Source organism: Streptomyces sp. NPDC002206 (genome assembly GCF_053593595.1).
Window position 1 is genome coordinate 177,125 of sequence record NZ_JBSFCW010000001.1, and the last position, 21,469, is coordinate 198,593.

23 protein-coding genes are annotated in these 21,469 nt (G+C 70.3%); 9 read left to right on the top strand and 14 right to left on the bottom strand.

Going from position 1 to position 21,469, the window contains the following annotated elements; genetic code table 11:
- Nucleotides 1-110: 110 nt before the first annotated feature.
- Nucleotides 111-977, bottom strand: a complete 867-nt coding sequence (locus tag ACWCP8_RS00805; RefSeq protein WP_451113840.1) for a PHP domain-containing protein — start codon at nucleotides 975-977, stop codon at nucleotides 111-113.
- 181 nt (nucleotides 978-1,158) lie between these two features.
- Nucleotides 1,159-1,803 carry a DUF6758 family protein gene (locus tag ACWCP8_RS00810; protein WP_267002161.1) on the bottom strand — a complete coding sequence of 215 codons (645 nt, stop codon included), beginning with the start codon at nucleotides 1,801-1,803 and terminating at the stop codon, nucleotides 1,159-1,161.
- Nucleotides 1,804-1,959: 156 nt separating this feature from the next.
- On the opposite strand from ACWCP8_RS00810, the gene ACWCP8_RS00815 reads away from it, so the two are divergent.
- Nucleotides 1,960-3,192, top strand: coding sequence for an MFS transporter (locus ACWCP8_RS00815; RefSeq protein WP_352266336.1), 1,233 nt, complete (start codon nucleotides 1,960-1,962; stop codon nucleotides 3,190-3,192).
- 89 nt (nucleotides 3,193-3,281) lie between these two features.
- On the opposite strand, the gene ACWCP8_RS00820 is transcribed toward ACWCP8_RS00815, so the two are convergent.
- Entirely contained in the window at nucleotides 3,282-3,866 is a 585-nt protein-coding gene (locus ACWCP8_RS00820; protein ID WP_352266335.1) for a suppressor of fused domain protein, read from the bottom strand.
- Between the two features lie 408 nt (nucleotides 3,867-4,274).
- On the opposite strand from ACWCP8_RS00820, the gene ACWCP8_RS00825 reads away from it, so the two are divergent.
- Nucleotides 4,275-5,390 (top strand): magnesium and cobalt transport protein CorA, encoded by a 1,116-nt coding sequence (locus ACWCP8_RS00825; protein ID WP_352266334.1) that lies wholly within the window; start codon nucleotides 4,275-4,277, stop codon nucleotides 5,388-5,390.
- A gap of 13 nt (nucleotides 5,391-5,403) precedes the next feature.
- A complete protein-coding gene (locus ACWCP8_RS00830; protein ID WP_382828389.1) occupies nucleotides 5,404-5,928 on the top strand; it encodes a hypothetical protein in 525 nt (174 codons plus the stop codon).
- 16 nt (nucleotides 5,929-5,944) lie between these two features.
- Here ACWCP8_RS00830 and ACWCP8_RS00835 read toward each other — a convergent pair whose 3' ends face one another.
- Complete coding sequence (locus tag ACWCP8_RS00835) at nucleotides 5,945-6,715, bottom strand: hypothetical protein (RefSeq protein ID WP_352266332.1); 771 nt, start codon at nucleotides 6,713-6,715, stop codon at nucleotides 5,945-5,947.
- A 202-nt stretch (nucleotides 6,716-6,917) separates the two neighbouring features.
- Here ACWCP8_RS00835 and ACWCP8_RS00840 point away from each other — a divergent pair, with 202 nt between their 5' ends.
- Genes ACWCP8_RS00840 through ACWCP8_RS00850 form a run of 3 tightly spaced genes read left to right on the top strand, consistent with a single transcriptional unit; the run spans nucleotide 6,918 to nucleotide 9,931 of the window.
- On the top strand, nucleotides 6,918-8,192 hold the full coding sequence (locus ACWCP8_RS00840) for a magnesium transporter MgtE N-terminal domain-containing protein (protein WP_352266331.1): 1,275 nt from the start codon (nucleotides 6,918-6,920) through the stop codon (nucleotides 8,190-8,192).
- Complete coding sequence (locus tag ACWCP8_RS00845; protein ID WP_352266330.1) at nucleotides 8,182-8,754, top strand: DUF1003 domain-containing protein; 573 nt, start codon at nucleotides 8,182-8,184, stop codon at nucleotides 8,752-8,754. Before ACWCP8_RS00840 ends, ACWCP8_RS00845 begins: the two co-directional genes overlap by 11 nt.
- A gap of 43 nt (nucleotides 8,755-8,797) precedes the next feature.
- Complete coding sequence (locus ACWCP8_RS00850) at nucleotides 8,798-9,931, top strand: Mrp/NBP35 family ATP-binding protein (RefSeq protein ID WP_382828382.1); 1,134 nt, start codon at nucleotides 8,798-8,800, stop codon at nucleotides 9,929-9,931.
- Between the two features lie 125 nt (nucleotides 9,932-10,056).
- Here ACWCP8_RS00850 and ACWCP8_RS00855 read toward each other — a convergent pair whose 3' ends face one another.
- The 5 genes from ACWCP8_RS00855 to sigE all read right to left on the bottom strand — a co-directional run bounded on the left by ACWCP8_RS00855 (nucleotide 10,057) and on the right by sigE (nucleotide 15,042).
- Complete coding sequence (locus ACWCP8_RS00855; protein ID WP_352266328.1) at nucleotides 10,057-10,716, bottom strand: hypothetical protein; 660 nt, start codon at nucleotides 10,714-10,716, stop codon at nucleotides 10,057-10,059.
- 118 nt (nucleotides 10,717-10,834) lie between these two features.
- On the bottom strand, nucleotides 10,835-11,311 hold the full coding sequence (locus ACWCP8_RS00860) for a sec-independent translocase (protein ID WP_352266327.1): 477 nt from the start codon (nucleotides 11,309-11,311) through the stop codon (nucleotides 10,835-10,837).
- Between the two features lie 106 nt (nucleotides 11,312-11,417).
- Nucleotides 11,418-13,181 (bottom strand): trypsin-like peptidase domain-containing protein, encoded by a 1,764-nt coding sequence (locus tag ACWCP8_RS00865; protein WP_451113841.1) that lies wholly within the window; start codon nucleotides 13,179-13,181, stop codon nucleotides 11,418-11,420.
- Nucleotides 13,182-13,291: 110 nt separating this feature from the next.
- The gene (locus ACWCP8_RS00870; protein WP_451113842.1) at nucleotides 13,292-14,284 is read right to left on the bottom strand and encodes an anti-sigma factor family protein; all 993 of its coding nucleotides are present in this window, start codon (nucleotides 14,282-14,284) and stop codon (nucleotides 13,292-13,294) included.
- Nucleotides 14,281-15,042, bottom strand: coding sequence for an RNA polymerase sigma factor SigE (gene sigE, locus ACWCP8_RS00875; RefSeq protein WP_199919160.1), 762 nt, complete (start codon nucleotides 15,040-15,042; stop codon nucleotides 14,281-14,283). Before sigE ends, ACWCP8_RS00870 begins: the two co-directional genes overlap by 4 nt.
- A 181-nt stretch (nucleotides 15,043-15,223) precedes the next feature.
- Here sigE and ACWCP8_RS00880 point away from each other — a divergent pair, with 181 nt between their 5' ends.
- Nucleotides 15,224-15,889, top strand: a complete 666-nt coding sequence (locus ACWCP8_RS00880) for an O-methyltransferase (RefSeq protein WP_352266324.1) — start codon at nucleotides 15,224-15,226, stop codon at nucleotides 15,887-15,889.
- A 110-nt stretch (nucleotides 15,890-15,999) separates the two neighbouring features.
- On the opposite strand, the gene ACWCP8_RS00885 is transcribed toward ACWCP8_RS00880, so the two are convergent.
- Nucleotides 16,000-16,167, bottom strand: coding sequence for a DUF3117 domain-containing protein (locus ACWCP8_RS00885; RefSeq protein ID WP_003966491.1), 168 nt, complete (start codon nucleotides 16,165-16,167; stop codon nucleotides 16,000-16,002).
- 312 nt (nucleotides 16,168-16,479) lie between these two features.
- Between ACWCP8_RS00885 and chcB the strand changes: the two genes are divergently transcribed.
- Nucleotides 16,480-17,292, top strand: a complete 813-nt coding sequence (chcB, locus tag ACWCP8_RS00890) for a 2-cyclohexenylcarbonyl CoA isomerase (protein WP_352266323.1) — start codon at nucleotides 16,480-16,482, stop codon at nucleotides 17,290-17,292.
- 7 nt (nucleotides 17,293-17,299) lie between these two features.
- Here chcB and ACWCP8_RS00895 read toward each other — a convergent pair whose 3' ends face one another.
- Entirely contained in the window at nucleotides 17,300-17,890 is a 591-nt protein-coding gene (locus ACWCP8_RS00895; RefSeq protein WP_382828369.1) for a DNA-3-methyladenine glycosylase I, read from the bottom strand.
- Nucleotides 17,887-18,408, bottom strand: a complete 522-nt coding sequence (locus ACWCP8_RS00900) for a hypothetical protein (protein ID WP_451113843.1) — start codon at nucleotides 18,406-18,408, stop codon at nucleotides 17,887-17,889. The genes ACWCP8_RS00895 and ACWCP8_RS00900 overlap by 4 nt, the downstream gene beginning before the upstream one ends.
- Before the next feature lie 110 nt (nucleotides 18,409-18,518).
- On the opposite strand from ACWCP8_RS00900, the gene folP reads away from it, so the two are divergent.
- Nucleotides 18,519-19,391 carry a dihydropteroate synthase gene (gene folP / locus ACWCP8_RS00905; RefSeq protein ID WP_313939055.1) on the top strand — a complete coding sequence of 291 codons (873 nt, stop codon included), beginning with the start codon at nucleotides 18,519-18,521 and terminating at the stop codon, nucleotides 19,389-19,391.
- A 139-nt stretch (nucleotides 19,392-19,530) separates the two neighbouring features.
- Here the strand turns inward: folP and ACWCP8_RS00910 are convergent, their stop codons facing one another.
- Nucleotides 19,531-20,280 (bottom strand): LOG family protein, encoded by a 750-nt coding sequence (locus tag ACWCP8_RS00910; protein WP_326605632.1) that lies wholly within the window; start codon nucleotides 20,278-20,280, stop codon nucleotides 19,531-19,533.
- A gap of 85 nt (nucleotides 20,281-20,365) precedes the next feature.
- On the bottom strand, nucleotides 20,366-21,445 hold the full coding sequence (gene dapE, locus ACWCP8_RS00915) for a succinyl-diaminopimelate desuccinylase (protein WP_352266320.1): 1,080 nt from the start codon (nucleotides 21,443-21,445) through the stop codon (nucleotides 20,366-20,368).
- Nucleotides 21,446-21,469 lie beyond the last annotated feature (24 nt).

Sequence of the window (21,469 nt, forward strand, 5' to 3'; positions counted from 1 at the left end):
GGACACACGCAGCCCACAGCCGGGTCCGGCCGGGCACGCGAAGAGAGAGGGGGTGACGTACGGGACGTACGCGAGAAGCAATGAAGTACGCGAGGCGCGCAGGCGGGGAGCTACGCGGGGCGGGGTCCGCCGGCACCCGGCACCGGGAAGGCTCCCGTGGCGCGCCGGGTGATCTCGCCGTAGATCTCCGGGTCGGTGGTGTATTCGCCGAGCCGTACAGTCTTCCGGCTGCCGTGGTAGTCACTGGAACCGGTGGCCAGCAGCCCCAGTTCCTTGGCGAGCCCGCGCAGCCGGGCCCTGGTCGGCTCGTCATGGTCCATGTGGTCGACCTCGATGCCGTCGAGGCCTGCCGCGGCGAACCGGGCTATCGACGCCTCGGGCACCACCTCACCGCGCTTGACGGCGAGCGGGTGGGCGAAGACGGTGACGCCACCGGCGGCCTTGACCAGCCGGATCGCCTCGAAGGGGTCGAGTTCGTGCTTCTCGGCGTACGCGCGTCCGCCGTTGGCGAGCCACTCGGGGGTGAAGGCGTCGGAGACGGTCTCGACGACACCGAGCTCGACGAGCGCGGTGGCGATGTGCGGCCTGCCGACCGATCCTTCGCCGGCGATCCGGGCGACCTGCTCCCACTCGACGGGAACGCCGAGCGCCTGGAGCTTGCGCACCATCGTCCGCGCGCGCGGCACCCGGTCGTCGCGGACCAGCTCGCGTTCGCGCGCCAGCTCGGGCTCATCGGGGTCGAAGAGGTACGCGAGCATGTGCAGGCCCACGGCGTCCATCCGGCAGGAGAGCTCGGCGCCGGTGACGAGAGTGAGGCCCTCGGGGAGCGCGGCGATCGCCTCGGCGTGGCCGCGGACGCTGTCGTGGTCGGTGAGAGCGACGACATCGAGCCCCGCCGCGGCGGCGTTCCGCATCAGCTCGGCGGGGGTGTCCGTGCCGTCCGACGCGGTGGAGTGGGTGTGCAGGTCGATGTGCACGACGCGTACTCCAGTGCTCTCAGCCGGACAGGGGGGGACGCCCAAGGATAACCGGCATTCGAACACCGCCCGGTCAGGACGGCAGGACCGCGGGCAGGGCAGCAGCGCGGCCGGGACCGTGTGCCGCCCCTGGGGTCTTTCGTTTGGACCAGGCTGGATCAGGGAGCGGGGTCTGGAGGCCCTAGGGCTGGCTGAGCAGTCGTGGGCTGAGCGCCCCGCAGGGCACGAGGTCGACCTCTGCCCCGGCGTCGCGCAGATCGGTCAGTATCAGCTCGTCGTACATCAGCAGCGCGGACTGCTCGGGCCAGACGACCGCCCACAGCCAGAGCCCGCGCGCCTCACCCGCGAAGACTGCCCGGTCCTCGGGGGCGCTCTTGACCTGCCAGAGCGGGGTGGGCCGTCCGGCGGCCAGCACCTTGGCGTTGGGCGGGCCGTCGACGTGGAGGTACGGGCCAGGGTCGGGGCCGTCGATCCCGGCGTAGCGCGCGCCGAGGCCGACCCCGAGCTCCTCGGCGACGAGCAGCATCTCGCCCACCCCGCCGAGCGGACCGGGTCCCGAGCAGGCGACGACGGTGGCGCGGCCGCCGCTGCGGTCGTCCCCCGCGTACGCCACGCCGGTGAACAGCCAGCCGACCGGCAGCGGCCAGGGCATCCACACCGGTACCCGGGCACGGTGCACCACCACGCCGAGCGCCTCGACGCTGGGTGGGATCACCGGCTGCAACGGATACACGGCGCCGTGCACGGCGCACTGCCAGGTGTCGGCAAAAAGACCGGGCGCCCTGACCCGGCCACCGCACTTCGGGCAACTGGGTTCGCCCCTCATAGCGCCCAACGGTCCTCCCCGGCTGTCGCCGCGTCAAGGACGATCACCCGTCCGCAGCGTGGCTCCCACCAGGATAAGTAGATGTATCTTGCATTCATTAGGTTCTCTAACTTATTATGTGCACAGCGCATCGATCTACTGGAGAGCGAGAACCCCATGCCGGCAGAGGATCCATTCGATCAGGGAACGGGCAGCATCCTGCGCCAGCCCAAGGCCGTCTGGGCCACCGCGGGCGCCTCGGTTGTCGCGTTCATGGGGATCGGGCTGGTCGACCCGATCCTGCCGTCCATCGCCAAGGGACTCGAGGCCACGCCCAGCCAGGTGTCCCTGCTCTTCACCTCGTACTTCCTGATCACCGCGGTCGCGATGCTGGTCACCGGTTTCGTCTCCAGCCGGATCGGCGGCCGTAAGACACTCCTGACCGGCCTCGCGCTCGTCGTCGTCTTCGCCGGGCTCTCCGGTACTTCGTCGTCCGTCGCGGAACTCGTCGGCTTCCGGGCCGGCTGGGGGCTCGGCAACGCGCTCTTCGTCTCGACTGCGCTCGCCGTGATCGTCGGCGCGGCGGCCGGCGGCAGCTCCGCGGCGATCCTGCTGTACGAGTCTGCGCTCGGCCTCGGCATGGCCTGCGGACCGCTGCTCGGCGCGCTGCTCGGTGACGCCAGTTGGCGCTACCCGTTCTTCGGCACCGCGGCGCTGATGGCGATCGGCTTCATCTGCATCACGGCGTTCCTGAAGGAACAGCCGAAGCCGGCCCGCAAGACCTCACTGCTCGATCCGGTCAGGGCGCTCGGTCACGGCGGCCTCGCCTCGGTCGCCACCTCGGCGTTCTTCTACAACTACGCGTTCTTCACGATCCTGGCGTTCACCCCGTTCGTGCTGAACATGACGCCGTACAAGTCGGGCGCGGTCTTCTTCGCCTGGGGTCTGCTGCTCGCCGTCTTCTCGGTGCTCGTCGCACCCCGGCTGCAGAAGCGCTTCGGCTCACTCAAGTTGCTCGGCGCCTCGCTGGTCCTGCTCGCCGTCGACCTGCTGATCCTCGGCTACGGCAATCACACCGCGGCGATCGTCTGCACGATCGTCTCCGGCGCCTTCATCGGCATGAACAACACCGTCTACACGGAGCTGGCGCTCGGCGTCTCGGACGCGCCGCGCCCGGTGGCGAGCGCGGGCTACAACTTCGTCCGCTGGTTCGCCGCGGCTGCCGCCCCGTATCTCGCCCCGAAGATCGAGGAGTGGAGCAACATCCACGTCCCGTTCGTGGTCGCCGCGCTCGCCGCCGTGGCCGGCGCGCTCGTCGTCCGGATCCGGCGTACGGCCCTGACCCATGAGGCGGAGGAGCTGGAGCCGAAGCACGCCACCGAGGACGGCGTCACGGTCTTCGCCAACTGACCTGCGGGTCAACCCTGTTCCGCCCCGCCCGCGGCTCTGCCTCCTGGCCGCGCGGCGGGGCTTCCCCCGCGTCCCGTATGGCGTACGTCTCAGTCCAGGGCTACGGAGGTACGCAGCGGATCACGCAGATCCGTCCCGTGCGACAGCCACCGCTCCTGCAGCTCCTGAGCCCCGCGGACGCGCTTCCACGCCGCCTCGTTGTGCGTCATCGGCAGCAGCGGCAGGAACCGCACCGGCTCCATCGGCTCGTCCAGTTCGAGGTCCTCGACCAGACCGCCCGACTCGGCGACCAGCACGGAGCTGAACGGCGCCCCGGGCCACAGCGGTCCACCGAGGTCCAGCGAGGCGCCGGGCGCCACGATCAACCCCTCGACCTGCGGCGAGGCTGCCAGCACCGCCAGCCCGCGGAGGACCTTGTCGGTGTCGGCAAGACCGGCCCGCACGGAGAGGACCAGCTCGGCGCGTGGCCCCTTCACCGGGTCCGCGAGGGCTGCGGTCGGGTCGGCCATCGGCTGGGCGGACATGCCGAGCGTCGCGTAGCGCACCACATCGCCGTCGACGAAACGGAGCACCTCGATCCGGTCCGTACCGAGGAATGTCACCGCGGCGCGTGCGTCCGGTTCACCGAGAGCCGTCCGCAGACGGGCCTCGACCAGAGCAAGAATTTCTCCCATGTGGCGAGCATAGAACGCGTATCGAACGGGCAAAGTAAGGGATTGGCCCTGTGTCGGCTGATAGTCTTGGCCGCTGGTCGGACAGCACGCAGAAGCGTCGCTCTCAGTTCCGACGACACGTCATCCCCCACGGGGGACCGGCTGGAGGAGGTGGGGCTGCAATGGATCGAAGTCGATCGTGCAGTACCGATCGCTCTTCCGCCCGACACCTTTCTTCGGTGATCTGAAGCCTTCTCGGTCAAGGCCCGGGGCATTGCGCACGACGGAAGAGCACTCCTTTTTTGCCTGTCTGTAGCGAACGCCGTCATCGTGCCGCCGCGGTGCCGCCCGCTTTGCGGATGTGAGCACACGTCCCCATTCCGGGCTGTTCCACGCGCCCGACGACGGCCCTCCGTGAAGGAGCCAGCCATGTCGATGATCCGTGACCTGCGCGCCGCCGTGCGCCCGTCCCTGCGCAAGACCAACGTCCTGCACAGCAATTACGACACCACCCGTGACCCGTCCGCCTCCAGCGCGGTCGTCGACTGCGCGGTCTACCGCGACGGGCGGCGCCAGAAGAGCGGAAGCTGCCTCACACCGCACGAGGCGATGCTCCGGGTACGGGAGGAGGGCGGCTTCGCCTGGATCGGCCTCCATGAGCCGACCGAGGCCGAATTCGCCGATATCGCCCGGGAGTTCGGTCTCCACCCGCTCGCCGTCGAGGACGCCGTCCACGCCCACCAGCGGCCGAAGCTGGAGCGGTACGACGACACGCTGTTCACCGTCTTCAAGACCATCCACTACGTCGAGCACGCCGAGCTCACTGCGACCAGCGAGGTCGTCGAGACCGGTGAGGTGATGTGCTTCACCGGCCGGGACTTCGTCATCACCGTCCGGCACGGCGGGCACGGTTCGCTGCGTGCGCTGCGGCACCGGCTGCAGGACGACCCCGAACTGCTCGCCAAAGGGCCGTCGGCCGTTCTGCACTCCATCGCCGACCATGTCGTCGACGGCTACATCGCGGTGGCGGACGCTGTCCAGGACGACATCGACGAGGTGGAGATCGAGGTCTTCTCCACCCCCGCGAAGGGCAGCCCGCGCGGTTCGGACGCCGGCCGGATCTACCAGCTGAAGCGTGAGGTGCTGGAGTTCAAGCGGGCCGTCTCACCGCTGCTGCGGCCGATGCAGCTGCTCAGCGAGCGGCCGATGCGGCTGGTCGACCCCGACATCCAGAAGTACTTCCGGGACGTCGCCGACCACCTGGCGCGGGTGCACGAAGAGGTCATCGGCTTCGACGAACTGCTGAACTCCATCCTGCAGGCCAACCTGGCGCAGGCGACCGTCGCCCAGAACGAGGACATGCGCAAGATCACCTCCTGGGCGGCCATCATCGCCGTGCCGACCATGATCTGCGGCGTCTACGGCATGAACTTCGACCACATGCCGGAACTGCGGTGGACGTACGGCTATCCGATGGTGATGGGCGTCATCGGGGTCGTCTGCTTCTCCATCCACCGCTCGCTCAAGCGCAACGGGTGGCTCTAATAGAGTTCGGCCCATGACTGCTGCTGCCGCTGACTCGCTGCTCGGACCGGCCCTCGTCGAGGAGGCCACCAAGAAGTCCGGCCTCATCTGGGTGCGTGGCACCGGGCCCGCGCGGGCGCTGTGGCACGCATGGCACGAAGGGGCGGCCCATCTCGTCGGGGACGGCCCGGGCGAACAGCCGCTGCCGGCCGGTCTCACCGACGGGTCCGCCGCCGAGGTGACCGTACGCAGCAAGGACAAGGGCGGCCGGCTGGTCGCCTGGACGGCCGCCGTGACGGAGCTCGCGCCACACTCCGAGGAGTGGGAGGCGGCGGTCGCCGAGCTCAAGGGCAAGCGGCTGAACGCGCCGGACGCCGAGCAGATGACCGAGCGGTGGGCGCGCGAGTGCCGGGTACTGCGGCTGACGCCCGGCGACTCCCGTACGGACCTGCCGGACACCTCGCACGCGGCGCCGCCGCTGCCGACCCCGGCGACCACCCGCCGCCCCGCGCCCGACGCGCTCCCGCGCCTGCTGCTGAAGCGCCGCCGCAAGAGCTGACGGCGGCCGGCCGGCGCTACGAGGTCGACTTGGGGAGCTGCTGCCCATAGTCCACGGTGTCGCCCTTGGCCGGGGCCTTCAGCTCGAAGTCCAGGCCCCAGTCGGCGAGCGTGAGAATGCCTCCGCCACCGCCGCGGGCGAACCGCAGCGGATACGGCGTGCCCTTCAGCGATACGTCGAGCGCACCGCCCTCGCCCTTGCCGCCGAGGATCTGGACGGTACGGACGGAACCCACCTTGCCGTGGTCGCCCTTGTTGACCTTGCCGTGCAGCGTGAGCATCCCGTCGAGCAGGGTCTTCATGTCGGTGAAGCCGCGCAGCTGCTTGTACGTGGGGTCGTCCTGGGGGACCTTCACGTACTTGTTCTGGAGCTTGTCCCCGGCCGCGGCACCTGCGTCACCCTTGCTGTCCGTGCTGTCCTTCTCGTCGTGGCTCCAGAAGCCGGAGTCGGCCTTCAGGTAGACCTCGTCACCGATCCGCAGCAGCTCGAACGTGCTGTTCTTCGAGGTGAGCGAGCCCGTGCCGCCGTCCTCCTTGAGCCGCATGTCGATCTTGTACGTGCCGCCCTTGCTGACCAGCGTGCCGGCCAGCCGCACCGCGTCCGCGGAGTCCGCCGCACTCTGTGCCCGCTTCTCGATCTCCGCCGCCGAGAGTCTGCCGACGCCGTTGGTCCCCTTGTCCGGATCCTCGCTGCCGCACGCCGTCAGGGCTGCGGTCAGGCCCGCACAGAGCAGGACGGCAACAGCGGTCCGGCGGCGGGGAGCGACGGACGGGACAAAAGAGGTCACGGGCGCACTGCCTCTCATCTGCGTGTCGGGGGTGGCTGACGGCAGCGTACCGGTGCCGGGTACGCCGTCCGGCGCAGAGCCGTACGGACGGCTCCACCGGGCCGACCCGGAGCGGTACGGGCTAGCCTGATCCCGTCATAACAGCGAATAAACGACTAAACAGACCTACTCCATCTCGACGGGACGGAAGGAGGCACACAGCATGGCCGCAGGCGCCTCCCGGGTCTTCGTCTCGCACCTCTCCGGTGTGCCCGTCTTCGACCCCAATGGCGACCAGGTGGGCCGCGTCCGCGATCTCGTCGCGATGCTGCGGGTCGGCGGCCGTCCGCCACGGCTGCTCGGCTTCGTCGTCGAGGTGGTCAGCCGGCGCCGCATCTTCCTCCCCATGACCCGGGTGACGGGCATCGACTCGGGCCAGGTCATCACCACCGGCGTGGTGAACATGCGGCGCTTCGAGCAGCGCCCCACCGAACGTCTGATCCTCGGCGAGTTCCTGGACCGCCGGGTCCGGCTGGTGGAGACCGACGAGGAGGTCACCATCCTCGATGTCGCGATCCAGCAGCTCCCGGCCCGCCGCGACTGGGAGATCGTCAAGTACTTCGTGCGCAAGGGCAGGGGCGGGGCGCTGCGCCGCAAGGGCGAGACCCTGACGGTGGACTGGTCGGCGGTGAGCGGCTTCTCACTGGAGGAGCACGGGCAGGGCGCCGAGTCGCTCGTCGCCACGTTCGAGCGGCTGCGCCCGACCGATGTGGCCAACGCGCTGCACCATCTGTCGCCGAAGCGGCGCGCGGAGGTGGCCGCCGCGCTCGACGACGACCGGCTCGCCGACGTCCTGGAGGAGCTGCCCGAGGACGACCAGGTGGAGATCATCGGCAAGCTCAAGGAGGAGCGCGCCGCCGACGTCCTGGAGGCGATGGACCCGGACGACGCGGCCGACCTGCTCTCCGAACTGCCGGAGGAGGACAAGGAGCGGCTGCTGATGCTGATGCGGCCGGACGACGCGGCGGACGTGCGGCGGCTGATGTCGTACGCGGAGCGGACCGCGGGCGGCCTGATGACCACCGAGCCGATCGTGCTGCGGCCGGACGCCACGGTCGCCGACGCGCTCGCGCGGGTCCGCCGCTCCGACCTGTCCCCGGCGCTCGCCGCGCAGGTGTACGTGTGCCGGCCGCCGGACGAGACGCCGACCGGCAAGTACCTGGGCACGGTGCACTTCCAGCGGCTGCTGCGCGACCCGCCGTTCACACTGGTCAGCTCGATCGTCGACAGCGACCTCGTGCCGTTGACCCCGGACACCGCGCTGTCGGTGGTGACCAGTTACCTGGCGGCGTACAACCTGGTCTCGGTGCCCGTCGTGGACGAGAGCGGGGCGCTGCTCGGTGCGGTGACCGTCGACGACGTGCTCGACCATCTGCTGCCCGAGGACTGGCGCGAGAGCGACTTCCACGGCGAGGAGTGGGTGGCCCATGGCGGGTGAGGACCGCTCCCGGACGTCGGGGTCCGGGCCGTCGTCGACGGGGTCGTCGGCGATGACGCGCACCTCCAGGGGCCGGCTGGATCAGCCGAAGGACCTGCGGCCGCGGCTGCTGCCGGAGTACGACCCCGAGGCGTTCGGCCGGTTCTCCGAGCGGATCGCCCGTTTCCTGGGCACCGGGCGGTTCATCGTCTGGATGACGCTGATCATCATCGTCTGGGTGCTGTGGAACATCTTCGCCCCGGTGAACCTGCGCTTCGACCAGTACCCGTTCATCTTCCTGACGCTGATGCTGTCGCTCCAGGCCTCGTACGCGGCCCCGCTGATCCTGCTCGCGCAGAACCGGCAGGACGACCGCGACCGGGTCACCCACGAGCAGGACCGCAAGCAGAACGAGCGCTCCATCGCGGACACCGAGTACCTCACCCGGGAGATCGCGTCCCTGCGGATGGGGCTCGGCGAGGTCGCCACCCGCGACTGGATCCGCTCGGAACTCCAGGACATGGTGAAGGACATGGACGACCGGCGCGCACTATTTCCTGCCGAGAGTGACGAAGACCGCTGACGGCCCATCCCGGCGGCGGGCGCAGGCGCCGTAACATCGTCGTATGGCTACCGAAGACGCGGTGCGCGAAGCACTGGCGACAGTGAACGACCCGGAGATCCACCGACCGATCACCGAACTCGGCATGGTCAAGTCGGTCGAGATCACCGCTGACGGTGCGGTCGCTGTCACGGTGTATCTCACCGTGTCCGGCTGCCCGATGCGCGAGACCATCACCAAGAACGTGACCGACGCGGTGGCGAAGGTCGAAGGCGTCACGCGAGTCGACGTGACGCTCGACGTGATGAGCGACGAACAGCGCAAGGAACTCACCTCGTCGCTGCGAGGCGGCACGGCGGAGCGCGAGGTGCCGTTCGCCAAGCCCGGCTCGCTGACCCGGGTGTACGCGGTGGCATCCGGCAAGGGCGGCGTCGGTAAATCGTCCGTGACGGTGAACCTGGCGGCGGCGATGGCTGCCGACGGCCTCAAGGTCGGCGTCGTGGACGCGGACATCTACGGGCACAGCGTGCCGCGGATGCTCGGCGTGGACGGCAAGCCGACCCAGGTCGAGAACATGATCATGCCGCCGTCGGCGTACGGCGTGAAGGTCATCTCCATCGGCATGTTCACCCCGGGCAACGCCCCGGTGGTGTGGCGTGGCCCGATGCTGCACCGAGCGCTGCAGCAGTTCCTCGCCGATGTGTACTGGGGCGACCTCGACGTCCTGCTGCTCGACCTGCCGCCGGGCACCGGTGACATCGCGATCTCCGTGGCACAGCTCGTGCCGAACGCGGAAATCCTGGTCGTCACGACCCCGCAGCAGGCCGCGGCCGAGGTGGCCGAGCGGGCCGGCTCGATCGCGGTGCAGACCCACCAGAAGATCGTCGGCGTCGTCGAGAACATGTCGGGCATGCCGTGCCCGCACTGCGACGAGATGGTCGACGTGTTCGGCACGGGCGGCGGCCGGAAGGTGGCCGAGGGCCTGACGAAGACGGTCGGCGCGGAAGTGCCGGTGCTCGGCTCCATCCCGATCGACGTACGTCTGCGCGAGGGCGGCGACGAGGGCAAGCCCGTGGTCCTGTCGGACCCGGACTCCCCGGCCGGCAAGGCGCTGCGCACGATCGCGGAGCGGCTGGGCGGCCGCCAGCGGGGCCTGTCGGGCATGTCTCTGGGAATCACCCCGCGCAACAAGTTCTGACGACAGCCCGGGTCCTCGATCGCCGCGACGGAAAAAGCCCGTCCGGCGATCGAGGAAAGCGCGGCGAACCGCACACGTCCGGCCACGGCTCACCGCGCACCGCGCACCGCGCACCGATCGAGCCGCTACGCGTACGTGGCGATGTCTGCGATCACTGAGAACCCGAGTCCGTACGCGCTCATCCCGCGCCCGTACGCCCCGATGTGCACCCCGCCGCGCGCCGACCCCGCCAGCACCCACCCGTACTCGGACTCGCGGTAGTGGAACGGCACCGGAACCCCGTCCACCGGCAGGGACAGCACCGACCATGCGGGACCGTCCAGATCGTCGGCGAGTTCGAACGCCGTCTCCGTCTGCTGGTCCAGCCAGTCGTCGCGCAGTGTGTGGTCCAGCTGCGGGGGCCACGTGAACGCCAACAGGCCCGAGCCCGCCAGCCAGGCGGCCGACGACACCGTGGTCGCGTCCAGGACTCCCGTACCGTCGCCACTGCGCCGCACGGGACTGCTCGCCACGGTCACCACGACCGCGAACCGCTGCTTGTCACCGCCCGAGTCGCCCCGGATCAGCGGCTCGTCACCATGCCCGGTCGATCCGTGCTGCACCGTGCCGTCCGCCGCCGTGCCGACCGGCATCAGCCAGCGCGGACCGGTGAAGGCCTCGTCCAGTCCGTACCAGGGGAACGACGCCTGCAGATAGCCGTCGACCGTACGCCGGGCCGCCGGCACCTCCTCCTCGGTGACTGCGTTGGACGCACCTTCCGCGCCTGCCCGACTTGTCGTCTCCATCTGCCCGGCCGCCTCCTCGATCCCTAGGGTCCGGAGTGGCCCGCCCCCCTCGGGCAGCCTCGCAACCGGACAGATGGAGAATAGCCATACCGTCCGGACGAGTCGGGATTGACCGGTGTCAGGTGGCGTCTGCGTCGAACGGCGGACGGTCGTCCTTCGTGGGCTGTTCACGCTTCTTGAGCAGGTCGGGAGCGCCCGGGGAGCCGTTCGCCGCGGTGATCGCCGCGCTGCCCGACACGCCGCCCGCGGACTCCACGGACGTGGTCTCACGCCCGTGCACCGCGTCGGTGACCTCCGCCATCTCCTTGCGGAGGTCGAAGCTCTCGCGGATCTCCTTCAGCCCGAGATCGTCGTTGCCGTCCATGAGCTGCTTGCGGACGAACGTCTTCGGGTTGAGGTCCTCGAACTCGAAGTCCTTGAACTCCGGGCCGAGCTCCGTACGGATGTCTTCCTTGGCGCTCTCGGAGAACTCACGGATCTTTCGGATGAAGCGCGAGGCGTCCTGGATGACCTTGGGCAGCTTGTCCGGGCCGAAGACGAGCACGCCGAGGATCACGAGCGTCACCACCTCGAGTGCGCCTATGTCATTGAACACCTGGTTGCTCCTCGTGTTCTCCGAGACCATGGACCAGGCCGGATGAGGTCCGGCCCCGGCCCACGGTACCCGGCGGACCTGTCCGGGCGGTAGCGTCCCGGTGCCGTCACGTGCCCGTTGCGGACCCGAGGGTCAAAGTCATGGACAGGTCTTTACCACTGCGGGTCAGACCGAGGTCCAAACGGTCGCCCGGGCGGTGTGCGCGGATCTTCACGATCAACTCCTCGCCGCTGTGCACCCGCTGGCCGTCCACCTCGGTGATGATGTCGCCCGGCTTGATGCCGGCCCTCGCCCCGGGACCGCCCGGCGTCACCGCGGGCTTGCCCCCGGCGCCCTTCGCGCCGACCTTGGCACCATCACCGGTGTACTTCATGTCCAATGTGACGCCGATCACCGGATGGGTGGCCTTCCCGGTGTTGATCAGCTCCTCGGCGACCCGCTTGCCCTGGTTGATCGGGATGGCGAAGCCGAGGCCGATGGAACCCGCCTGGCCGCCCTCGGTCGTCGAACCGCTGTCGGCGGCGCGGATGGCGCTGTTGATGCCTATGACGTGGGCGTCGGTGTCGACCAGCGGGCCACCGGAGTTGCCCGGGTTGATGGGGGCGTCGGTCTGCAGCGCGTCCACGTAGCTGATGTCGCTGCCGTCGCCCTTCTCGCCGCCCGCGGTGATCGGCCGGTCCTTGGCGCTGATGATGCCGGAGGTGACGGTGTTGGACAGGTCGAAGGGGGCTCCGATGGCCACGACCGGGTCGCCGACCTGCACGTTGTCGGAGTTACCCAACGGCAGCGGCTTGAGCCCGGAGACGCCTTTGACCTTGACCACGGCGAGGTCGTAGCCGCTGTCCTTGCCGACGATCTCGGCGCTCGCGGTCTCGCCGCCGCTGAACGTCACCGTGATGTCGCCGGAGGGGCCGGCCGGGGCGACCACATGGTTGTTGGTGAGGATGTGCCCCTCGTTGTCGAGGACGAAGCCGGTGCCGGTGCCCGATTCGGTGGTGCCGCTGACGTGGAGGGTGACCACGCTGGGCAGGGCGCTGGCGGCGATGCCCGCGACGCTGTCGGGGGCGCGGCCGCCGCTGTTCTTCGCGGCCTGCGGGAGCTCGACCGTGGTCAGTCCGCCGTTGCGCTCGATGTAGGCCCCGATGCCACCACCGATGCCGCCCGCCACCAGGGCGAGCAGGAGCGCGCCGACGAGCAGCGGGCCGCGCCGGTTCCTCCCCCCTCCGCCGCCGGAGCCGAGCGGTCGGCCTGGCTGGGTCAGCGGCTGCTGGTATCCGCCCCAGGGGTCGTACTGCAGCCAGTGCGTGGACTGGGGCGGCTGGGGCGGGGGCGTGAAGGCCGGGGCGGGGACGGGACCCTGCGTGGGGACGGGCGCGGGCCCGGCGGGCCTGTCCGCGCCGTTCATGCCCGCGTACGGCGCGGGTACCGGGGTGCCGTGGGCCGGCGTCGGGACCGGGCGCTGTACGGGAGGTGCGGGCGCCCAGGGCCCGAGGCCGCCGTACGGCGGGGTGCTGTACTCATCGGGCTCATGCAGTGGCTTCACCGCCGGGGCCGGGGCGGGGGCGGATGCGTGGACCGCCGGTGCGGGGGCCGGGATTGCGGGCGCCTGCGCCACGGGCTCGGGTGCTATGGACTGCACGGGCGTCACGGGTTCGGGTGCTATGGACTGCACGGGAGCCACCGGCTCGGGTGCCACGGGCTGCGCGGGCGCCACGGCCTCGGACCGTGCGGGTGTGTCAGCCGCCCGCGCGTCCTCGATCGGTGCATCCACCGCGGCGGCTGCACTCTCCGGCGCTGAAGTGGTGGTGTGCCCCGGCGTGGGACGGCTCCACCACTTCGCCTTCGGCCCGGTGGGCTTTCCGTCGTCCATGTTCTCCCCGCAACTGCCGCAACTGGCCCTCTGCACGCCCGCGAGGGACGTCCCTCGCGGTATTCCTCCCGGGATTCAACCAGGTTCGCGAATGGCTGCGCAGATCCCCGTCAGCGCCGGGGAGAAAGCGGCAGAGCGTGATCGGCGGAGCTCGGCAGGGCCGAGGCCGATGTGGGCGTCCAGGACGAGGTCGACGAGGGCGCAGGGGACATGGGGGTCAGTCCGCTGCCGAGCGCCCGGGTGAACAGGGGGCTGGTAGCAGTCGGACGTATCAGCGGCGGCGCGGACATATTGGTCAGCACCGGGACCATGAAGGGGTTGGGCGTGACGAAACCCGTGCCCAACAGTGCGGGTACACGGCCGTTCGGCTGCTGGAACGGCGCGGCGGCGGCGACGGTGGGGCTGCTGTGGGGCCCTGCCGACGTGCCGATGCCGCCACCACGGCGGCTGGTCACGCCGCCGCTCTCGGCGCGTGCGTCGGCGTCGAGGGGTGTCACATTGTTTCCGGCGCCCTCGGCGCGGACCGGGGCGTCGGGACCGGCGTCCGTCGGCAGGGCACCGCCGAGCGCGATGGCCGCCAGCGAGACGGCGCTGGCCGCCGCGAAGGCGAACCTGCGACCGCGCCACGGCGAACGGTCCGCGTCCCGGCCCACCTCATGGATGGGAAACGCGGAGCGCGACGCGGCACCCGGAAGCACCGCGGCCGAGGCATGCGGTGTCGGGAGATAGCCGAAGCGGTCGAGCCGCGAGCTCCCCGAAGCTGAATCGGTGCGGCTGCCGGGAGGCTGGATCGCGGGGAAGAGTCCGTCGGCGAAGCGCCCGGAGCCGCCGAATGGTCTTCCTTGGCTGTCGTCGTCACCACCAGGTCCCCCGGGAAGGCCCTGAAGCCGGGCGAGGAACCCCTCGGACGGCGAAGGCGGGGCGGACTCTGCAAAGACGCTCTTCAGCCGCCGCTGGGCGGCAGCCTCGGCCTTGCACTTGGTACAGGTCGCGAGATGGGCGAGCACCCGGTCACGGACGTCATGTTTGAGCTCACCGTCGACAAGCGCGGCAAGCCGGTCCCCCAGATGCTGTTCCGCAGGGGTCGGACCCGTGCCACTCACGCCGATCCGCCCTCCCCCGCCACCATCGCGCCCGCCAGGGACCGCTGCTCGGCGCGGGCCTCGGGAGAGCGGTGCTGCAGCGCCTTGCGCAGATGCGAGCGTCCACGGTGGATGCGGCTGCGCACGGTGCCGAGCTTCACGCCGAGTGTCGCGGCGATCTCCTCGTACGAAAGTCCCTCGATGTCACAGAGCACGACCGCGGCGCGGAACTCGGGCGCAAGGGTGTCCAGCGCCTGCTGCACGTCCGCGTCGAAGTGGGTGTCGTTGAAAACCTGCTGCGGGGACGGCTCGCGGCTCGGCAGCCGCTCGGCGGCGTCGTCGCCGAGGGAGTCGAAACGGATCCGCTGCTTACGACGGACCATGTCCAGGAACAGGTTGGTCGTGATGCGGTGCAGCCAGCCCTCGAAGGTGCCGGGCGTATAGGTCGACAGCGAACGGAACACCCGTACGAAGACCTCCTGGGTGAGGTCCTCGGCATCGTGCTGGTTGCCCGTCAGTCGGTAGGCAAGGCGGTAGACACGACCGCTGTGCGTGCTGACGATCTCTTCCCATGAGGGCGGCATCCAAGCCTGGGAGTCCGCATCTGAGGCGAAGGTCGCGGTCGGTGCGGAGTCGCTGGAAGAACGGTCAGCAATGTTGGTCACGGATTTCGGCTCACCCGCCGACCTGAGGAAGCGCCGTAGCACTCCTCCCCGATCCACAGGCGCAGCCGCACCTCCCCTGTCGGCTCTGGTGGTGTCCAGTGGAGCCCCTACCATAGCCACCTCGCCCGTTAGCTCCGGATAAGCCTTTTTCCTGCTGGGGCCGGGGGCCACCCCGGAACCGCCGGCCGCGGATTCCCGGGCCCGATCTGCGGGCCCCGTCCACGCGCTTTCCCCTGCCCCTTGATAACGCCCGGTCCCATCTGCGGGTTCCCGGGTACAGCGGATACAGTCACCGTTGCGCCAACTACGGGGACAGGAGAGGGTCATTACCGCCAACCGGCAGACGAGCTGGGCGTTCGCCGACGCCTTTGTCGCCGAGGACGAAGCACTGCGCTGGGCCCGGGACCGGGCCCGGGACGCAGGTCTCCGCTCGGTGTCGCCAGGCACCGGCGCAGCGCTGCGCCTGCTCGCTGCCACGACGGGCGCCAAAGCAGTGGCCGAGATCGGCACCGGAACCGGCGTCTCCGGCATCTATCTGCTGCACGGGATGCGACCCGACGGCGTACTGACCACGGTCGATCCGGAGCCGGAGCGTCAGCAGTTCGCCCGCGAGGCGTTCCGGGCCGCGGGGTTCGCCGCCAATCGGGCCCGGTTCATCCCGGGACGCGCCCTCGACGTACTTCCGCGACTCGCGGACGGCGGATACGACCTGGTGTTCTGCGACGGCGACCGGCTGGAGAGCCTGGACTGCCTCGCTGAATCGTTGCGCCTGCTGCGACCCGGTGGTCTGGTCTGCTTCGAGGGTGTCTTCGCGGACGGCCGCACGGTGGACTCGGCGGCGCAGCCCGCGGAGGTGCTGAGGCTGCGGGAGCTGTTGCGGGCGGTGCGGGAGAGCCAGGAGCTGATGGCCACCCTGTTGCCGGTGGGCGACGGGTTGCTGTGCGCGGTCCGACGCGGCTGACCGTCCACCGGTCCCCGCCCCGTACCCGGGGCTGCGAAGTGTCCCGGACGCACCACTGCCCCGGCACGGGCTCCGTGGCGGGGCAGTGGTGAAGTGTGGGCGCCTCTGCGTCAGCCGACGACCTTCTTGAGGGCGTCGCCGAGCGCATCGGCCTCGTCCGGCGTCAGCTCCACGACAAGCCGACCGCCGCCTTCGAGCGGAACGCGCATGACGATGCCCCGCCCCTCCTTTGTCACCTCGAGCGGGCCGTCGCCCGTCCGCGGCTTCATGGCCGCCATGCTCGTTCCCCTTCCTGAAACCAGCTCATATCAACCGGCGGCCCCATGACAGGCGCTGTGTCACCGGCATCGAACACATTGCTTCCTCGCCATTATCCCGCATCACAGACCCCGATGACCAACATCGGTCTGCATCGCTTGCGCAACGCGCTCTCTCAAAACCACTCAATTCGGCGATCCGACTGCGATACTCCGTCGCCTTCACCCCTGCATCGGGGTGCAATTGTTAGACGCAGGTCACATGTTCGCCCTCCGTGATGTCGGCCATGCTTGCCTCGACAGGCATTGCCCAAGGCGCAAAGGGGACAGCAAATGGCGGACAACGTGGCCGACACGGTGCTCTACGAAGTGACTGACGGTCTCGCGACGATCACGATCAACCGGCCCGGCGCGATGAACGCCATGAACACGGCGGCCAAGGTCGCGCTCCGTGACGCGCTGCAGTCGGCTGCCGCCGACACCGCCGTGCGGGCCGTTCTGCTCACCGCGACCGGGCGCGCCTTCTGTGTCGGCCAGGACCTCAAGGAACACGTCGCCACGCTCACCGCCACCCGCGAATCCGGCACGGGCAATGCGCTGAGCACCGTGCAGGAGCACTACAACCCGGTCGTACGGGCGATCACCGAGATGGAGAAGCCGGTCGTCGCCGGGGTCAACGGTGTCGCGGCCGGTGCGGGCTTCGGGTTCGCGCTCGCGTGCGACTACCGGGTGGTGGCCGACAGCGCGTCCTTCAACACCTCGTTCGCCGGGGTCGCCCTGACCGCCGACTCGGGCGTCTCGTGGACGCTGCCCCGGCTGATCGGTCAGAGCCGCGCGGCCGATCTGCTGCTCTTCCCGCGTTCGATCTCCGCACAGGACGCCTACGAGCTGGGCATCGCGAACAAGGTGGTGCCCGCCGACGACCTCGCCGCGGAGGCCCTGACGGTGGCCCGCAGGCTGGCGGACGGTCCGACGGTGGCGTACGCCGCGCTCAAGGCGTCCCTGGCGTACGGCGCCGGCCACACGCTGAGCGAGACGCTGGAGAAGGAGGACGAGCTCCAGACGAAGGCGGGCGCGTCGGAGGATCACACGATCGCGGTGCAGGCCTTCCTGGACAAGGCGAAGCCGAAGTACCTGGGGAAGTAGCAGTCCGCTACGCCGCGGTACCCCGGGCCACGCAGTCCGCCAGATGGTCGTCGACCAGGCCGCACGCCTGCATCAGGGCGTAGGCCGTCGTGGGGCCGATGAAGCGCAGGCCGCGCTTCTTGAGGTCCTTGGCGAGGGCCGTGGACTCAGGGGTGACCGCCGGGACGTCGCCGAGGGTGCGCGGGGCGGGGCGGGTGGCCGGGTCGGGCGCGTACGACCAGATCAGTGCGTCCAGCTCGCCGTCCGGCCAGTCGGCCAGCACCTTGGCGTTGGCAAGGGTCGCCTCGATCTTCGCGCGGTTGCGGATGATCCCGGCGTCGGCGAGGAGACGTTCTCTGTCGGCGTCGGTGAACTCGGCGACCGCGGGGATCTTGAACCCGGAGAAGGCGCTGCGGAACCCTTCCCGGCGGCGCAGGATCGTCAGCCAGGACAGTCCGGACTGGAACGCCTCCAGGCAGAGCCGTTCGAACAGGGCGTCGTCGCCGTGGACCGGGCGGCCCCATTCGGTGTCGTGGTAGACGAGGTAGTCGTCGGTGGACAGTGCCCAGGAGCAGCGCGGCCTGCCGTCGGCCGCGGCTTCGACGCCGGCGCCGCTCATCGCTGCGGCTCCTCGCCGGGCCGGGGCCCGGACTGCGGCCCGGAAGGTCCGGGCGGGGGGCCGGACGGCGCCGGCGGGTGCGGCGGTTCCCACGGGGACCGCTCGGGGCGCGGCCGGTGGGACCGCTCGGGGAGCGGCGGGTGCGGCGGTTCCCACGGGGACCGCTCGAGGCGCGGCGGGTGCGGCGGTTCCTTGAAGAGCCCCTTGCCGCCCACTGCGGTCGCCTGCGCGCCGGCGAGCGCCGACTCCAGCTCGGCGATCCGCGCGTCCCGTTCGGCAAGCTCGGCCCCGAGCCGGCCGAGGGCGTCGTCGACGTCCGTCATCCGGTAGCCGCGGGCCACCACGGGCAGTCGCATCGCTTCTATGTCCGCGCGGCCGACCGGCCGGTTCGCGGGCAACGGGTCGGTCAGCTGCTCGGGCGCCACGTCCTGCAGGACGGCACTCTTCCCTCCGCCGACCACCGCGAGGGTGACCGCGGCCACGACCACCACCATCGCCAGCAGCAAGAACCAGAACACGCGCATCTCCCCGGGAGCGAAAACCTGTCCGGCTCCGATCGTGCCATGCGGTGCCGACAGTTAGGGTCGCAGGCGACCCACGGGGCGATCTACCAGAGGAGAAACACGGGATGCGAAGCGGTGCGCTCAGGCTGGGGCGGCGCGAATTCGGGGCGCACGAGCCGGTGATCATGGCGATCGTGAACCGTACTCCGGACTCCTTCTACGACCAGGGCGCGACCTTCCGCGACGAGCCCGCGCTCGCCCGGGTCGAGCAGGCCGTCGCGGACGGCGCCGCAATCATCGACATCGGCGGGGTGAAGGCCGGTCCCGGCGAGGAGGTGACGGCCCAGGAGGAGGCCCGACGCACGGTCGGGTTCGTCGCCGAGGTACGGCGCCGCCACCCGGATGTCGTCATCAGCGTCGACACCTGGCGCCACGATGTCGGCGAGGCGGTCTGCGAGGCCGGTGCGGATGTGCTGAACGACGCGTGGGGCGGTGTCGACCCGAAGCTCGCGGAGGTCGCCGCGCGGTACGGGGCGGGGCTGGTGTGCACGCACGCGGGCGGCGCCGAACCGCGGACCCGTCCGCACCGGGTCGTGTACGACGACGTGATGGCGGACATCCTGCGGGTGACGGAGGGGCTGGCCGAGCGGGCCGTGGAGCTCGGGGTCAGACCGGACGGCATCATGATCGACCCCGGTCATGACTTCGGGAAGAACACCCGGCACTCGCTGGAGGCGACGCGTCGGCTCGGTGAGATGACGGAGACCGGCTGGCCCGTCCTCGTATCGCTGTCCAACAAGGACTTCGTCGGGGAGACGCTCGACCGGCCCGTGAAGGAACGGCTGGTCGGGACGCTGGCGACGACCGCGGTGTCGGCCTGGCTGGGGGCGCGGGTGTACCGGGTGCACGAGGTGGCGGAGACGCGGCAGGTGCTGGACATGGTGGCGTCGATCGCCGGGCACCGGGCGCCGGCGGTGGCGCGGAGGGGGCTGGCGTAGCCGGGGCATGAGGTGGCGGGGGGCTGCGGCGGGCTTTGCCCCCTGCCCGTCCTCTCCCGAAACCGGGGCTCCGGCCCCGGACCCGCACCTCAATCGCCGGAGGGGCTCGAACAAGCCCGTCCGGCGCCCGCGTGCCGTCCTACCGGCCGACTTCCTTCGTCACCAGGGTGACCGCCTCTTCCACGCTGTCCGTGACGTGGAAGAGCAGCAGATCCCGCTCGGACGCCTTCCCCTGCGCCACCACCGTGTCCCGCAGCCAGTCGACGAGCCCGGACCAGTACGCGGTGCCGAAGAGCACGATCGGGAAGCGTGTCACCTTGCCCGTCTGGACGAGCGTGAGCGCCTCGAAGAGTTCGTCCAGGGTGCCGAGGCCGCCGGGCAGGACGACGAAGCCCTGCGCGTACTTCACGAACATCGTCTTGCGGACGAAGAAGTAGCGGAAGTTGACGCCGATGTCGACGTGCGGGTTGAGGCCGGACTCGAAGGGCAGCTCGATGCCGAGGCCGACCGAGACGCCCTTCGCCTCCCGTGCCCCCTTGTTCGCCGCTTCCATCGCTCCGGGCCCGCCCCCGGTGATCACCGCGAAGCCCGCCTCGACCAGCGCCTTGCCGATCTGTACGCCCGCCTCGTAGTCCGGTCCGCCGGCCGGGCTGCGGGCCGAGCCGAAGACGCTGATGGCGCTGGGCAGCTCGGCGAGGGCGCCGAATCCTTCGACGAACTCCGACTGGATGCGCATCACCCGCCATGGGTCGGTGTGCACCCACTCGGAGTCGCCCTCGGTGTCCAGCAGCCGCTGATCGGTGGTGCCGGGCTGTACCTGTTCCCTGCGGCGCAGTACCGGTCCGAGCCGCTGCTCCTCGGGGACGTGCGCTTCCTCGGGGTTGCCCATGACCTGCTCCCTCCGACGACATGCCGACGTTGTGTGTCAGGTCAGGGTAGATCTACGGAGGTTACGCACAGGGGAATGCTGTGGGTCAGCCGGTGAGCCAGGAGCGGAGCCGCTCCTCGCAGTGGGTGATCCGGTCGACGGCCACGTGCTCGTTGCGCTTGTGCGCGAGGAGTGCGTCGCCGGGTCCGTAGTTCACCGCGGGGACGCCGAGCGCGCCGAAGCGGGAGACGTCCGTCCAGCCGAACTTGGGCTGGGCGGTGCCGCCGACCGCCGCCATGAACGCCTTGGCCGCCGGGTGGGAGAGGCCGGGCATGGCCGCGCCGGAGTGGTCGTCCACGGTGAACTCGACGACGCCGCAGTCCGCGAAGACCTCGTGGACGTGGGCCAGGGCCTCTTCGGCGCTGCGGTCGGGGGCGTACCGGTAGTTGACGACGACGGTGCAGGCGTCCGGGATGACGTTGTTGGCGACGCCCGCCTCGATCCGTACGGCGTTGAGGCCCTCGCGGTACTCCAGCCCGTCGATGACCGGCCGGCGCGGTTCGTACGCGGCGAGGCGGCCGAGGATCGGGGCGGCGGCGTGGATGGCGTTGGACCCCATCCAGCTGCGTGCGGAGTGCGCGCGCTCCCCTTCGGTACGGAGAAAGACCCGCAGGGTGCCCTGGCAACCGCCCTCGACCTGAGCGTCGGACGGTTCGAGGAGGACGGCGAAGTCGCCCTCCAGCCAGTCCGGGTGGGCGTCGGCGACATGGCCGAGCCCGTTGAGGTGTGCGGCGACCTCTTCGTTGTCGTAGAAGACGAAGGTCAGGTCGCGGTTGGGCTCGGGCACGGTGGCGGCGATCCGCAGCTGGACGGCGACGCCGGACTTCATGTCGGAGGTGCCGCATCCCCAGAGCACGCCGTTCTCGTCGAGCCGGGACGGAACGTTGTCGGCGATCGGGACGGTGTCGATGTGTCCGGCGAGCAGCACGCGTTCGGCGCGGCCCAGCTGCGTCCTGGCCACGATGTTGTTGCCGTACCGGTCGACGGCCAGGTGCGGGAGGGCGCGCAGAGCCGTCTCGATCGCGTCGGCCAGCTCCTTCTCGTCCCCGCTGACCGACGGGAAGTCGACGAGCCGGGCGGTGAGCGCGGGACCGTCCAGGGTGAGGTCAAGCGTGCTTTCGGGCATGGAACCGACCCTAAGGGACTTCGG

Bases quoted from the DNA above. Each gene is read 5' to 3' on its own strand.
- dapE (WP_352266320.1), bottom strand. From the start codon at position 21,445: ATGCCCGAAAGCACGCTTGACCTCACCCTGGACGGTCCCGCGCTCACC.
- ACWCP8_RS00810 (WP_267002161.1), bottom strand. From the start codon at position 1,803: ATGAGGGGCGAACCCAGTTGCCCGAAGTGCGGTGGCCGGGTCAGGGCG.
- ACWCP8_RS00895 (WP_382828369.1), bottom strand. From the start codon at position 17,890: ATGAGCGGCGCCGGCGTCGAAGCCGCGGCCGACGGCAGGCCGCGCTGC.
- sigE (WP_199919160.1), bottom strand. From the start codon at position 15,042: ATGGTAGGGGCTCCACTGGACACCACCAGAGCCGACAGGGGAGGTGCG.
- ACWCP8_RS00815 (WP_352266336.1), top strand. From the start codon at position 1,960: ATGCCGGCAGAGGATCCATTCGATCAGGGAACGGGCAGCATCCTGCGC.
- ACWCP8_RS00820 (WP_352266335.1), bottom strand. From the start codon at position 3,866: ATGGGAGAAATTCTTGCTCTGGTCGAGGCCCGTCTGCGGACGGCTCTC.
- ACWCP8_RS00855 (WP_352266328.1), bottom strand. From the start codon at position 10,716: ATGGAGACGACAAGTCGGGCAGGCGCGGAAGGTGCGTCCAACGCAGTC.
- ACWCP8_RS00825 (WP_352266334.1), top strand. From the start codon at position 4,275: ATGTCGATGATCCGTGACCTGCGCGCCGCCGTGCGCCCGTCCCTGCGC.
- ACWCP8_RS00845 (WP_352266330.1), top strand. From the start codon at position 8,182: ATGGCGGGTGAGGACCGCTCCCGGACGTCGGGGTCCGGGCCGTCGTCG.
- ACWCP8_RS00865 (WP_451113841.1), bottom strand. From the start codon at position 13,181: ATGGACGACGGAAAGCCCACCGGGCCGAAGGCGAAGTGGTGGAGCCGT.
- folP (WP_313939055.1), top strand. From the start codon at position 18,519: ATGCGAAGCGGTGCGCTCAGGCTGGGGCGGCGCGAATTCGGGGCGCAC.
- chcB (WP_352266323.1), top strand. From the start codon at position 16,480: ATGGCGGACAACGTGGCCGACACGGTGCTCTACGAAGTGACTGACGGT.
- ACWCP8_RS00830 (WP_382828389.1), top strand. From the start codon at position 5,404: ATGACTGCTGCTGCCGCTGACTCGCTGCTCGGACCGGCCCTCGTCGAG.
- ACWCP8_RS00840 (WP_352266331.1), top strand. From the start codon at position 6,918: ATGGCCGCAGGCGCCTCCCGGGTCTTCGTCTCGCACCTCTCCGGTGTG.
- ACWCP8_RS00885 (WP_003966491.1), bottom strand. From the start codon at position 16,167: ATGGCGGCCATGAAGCCGCGGACGGGCGACGGCCCGCTCGAGGTGACA.
- ACWCP8_RS00910 (WP_326605632.1), bottom strand. From the start codon at position 20,280: ATGGGCAACCCCGAGGAAGCGCACGTCCCCGAGGAGCAGCGGCTCGGA.
- ACWCP8_RS00850 (WP_382828382.1), top strand. From the start codon at position 8,798: ATGGCTACCGAAGACGCGGTGCGCGAAGCACTGGCGACAGTGAACGAC.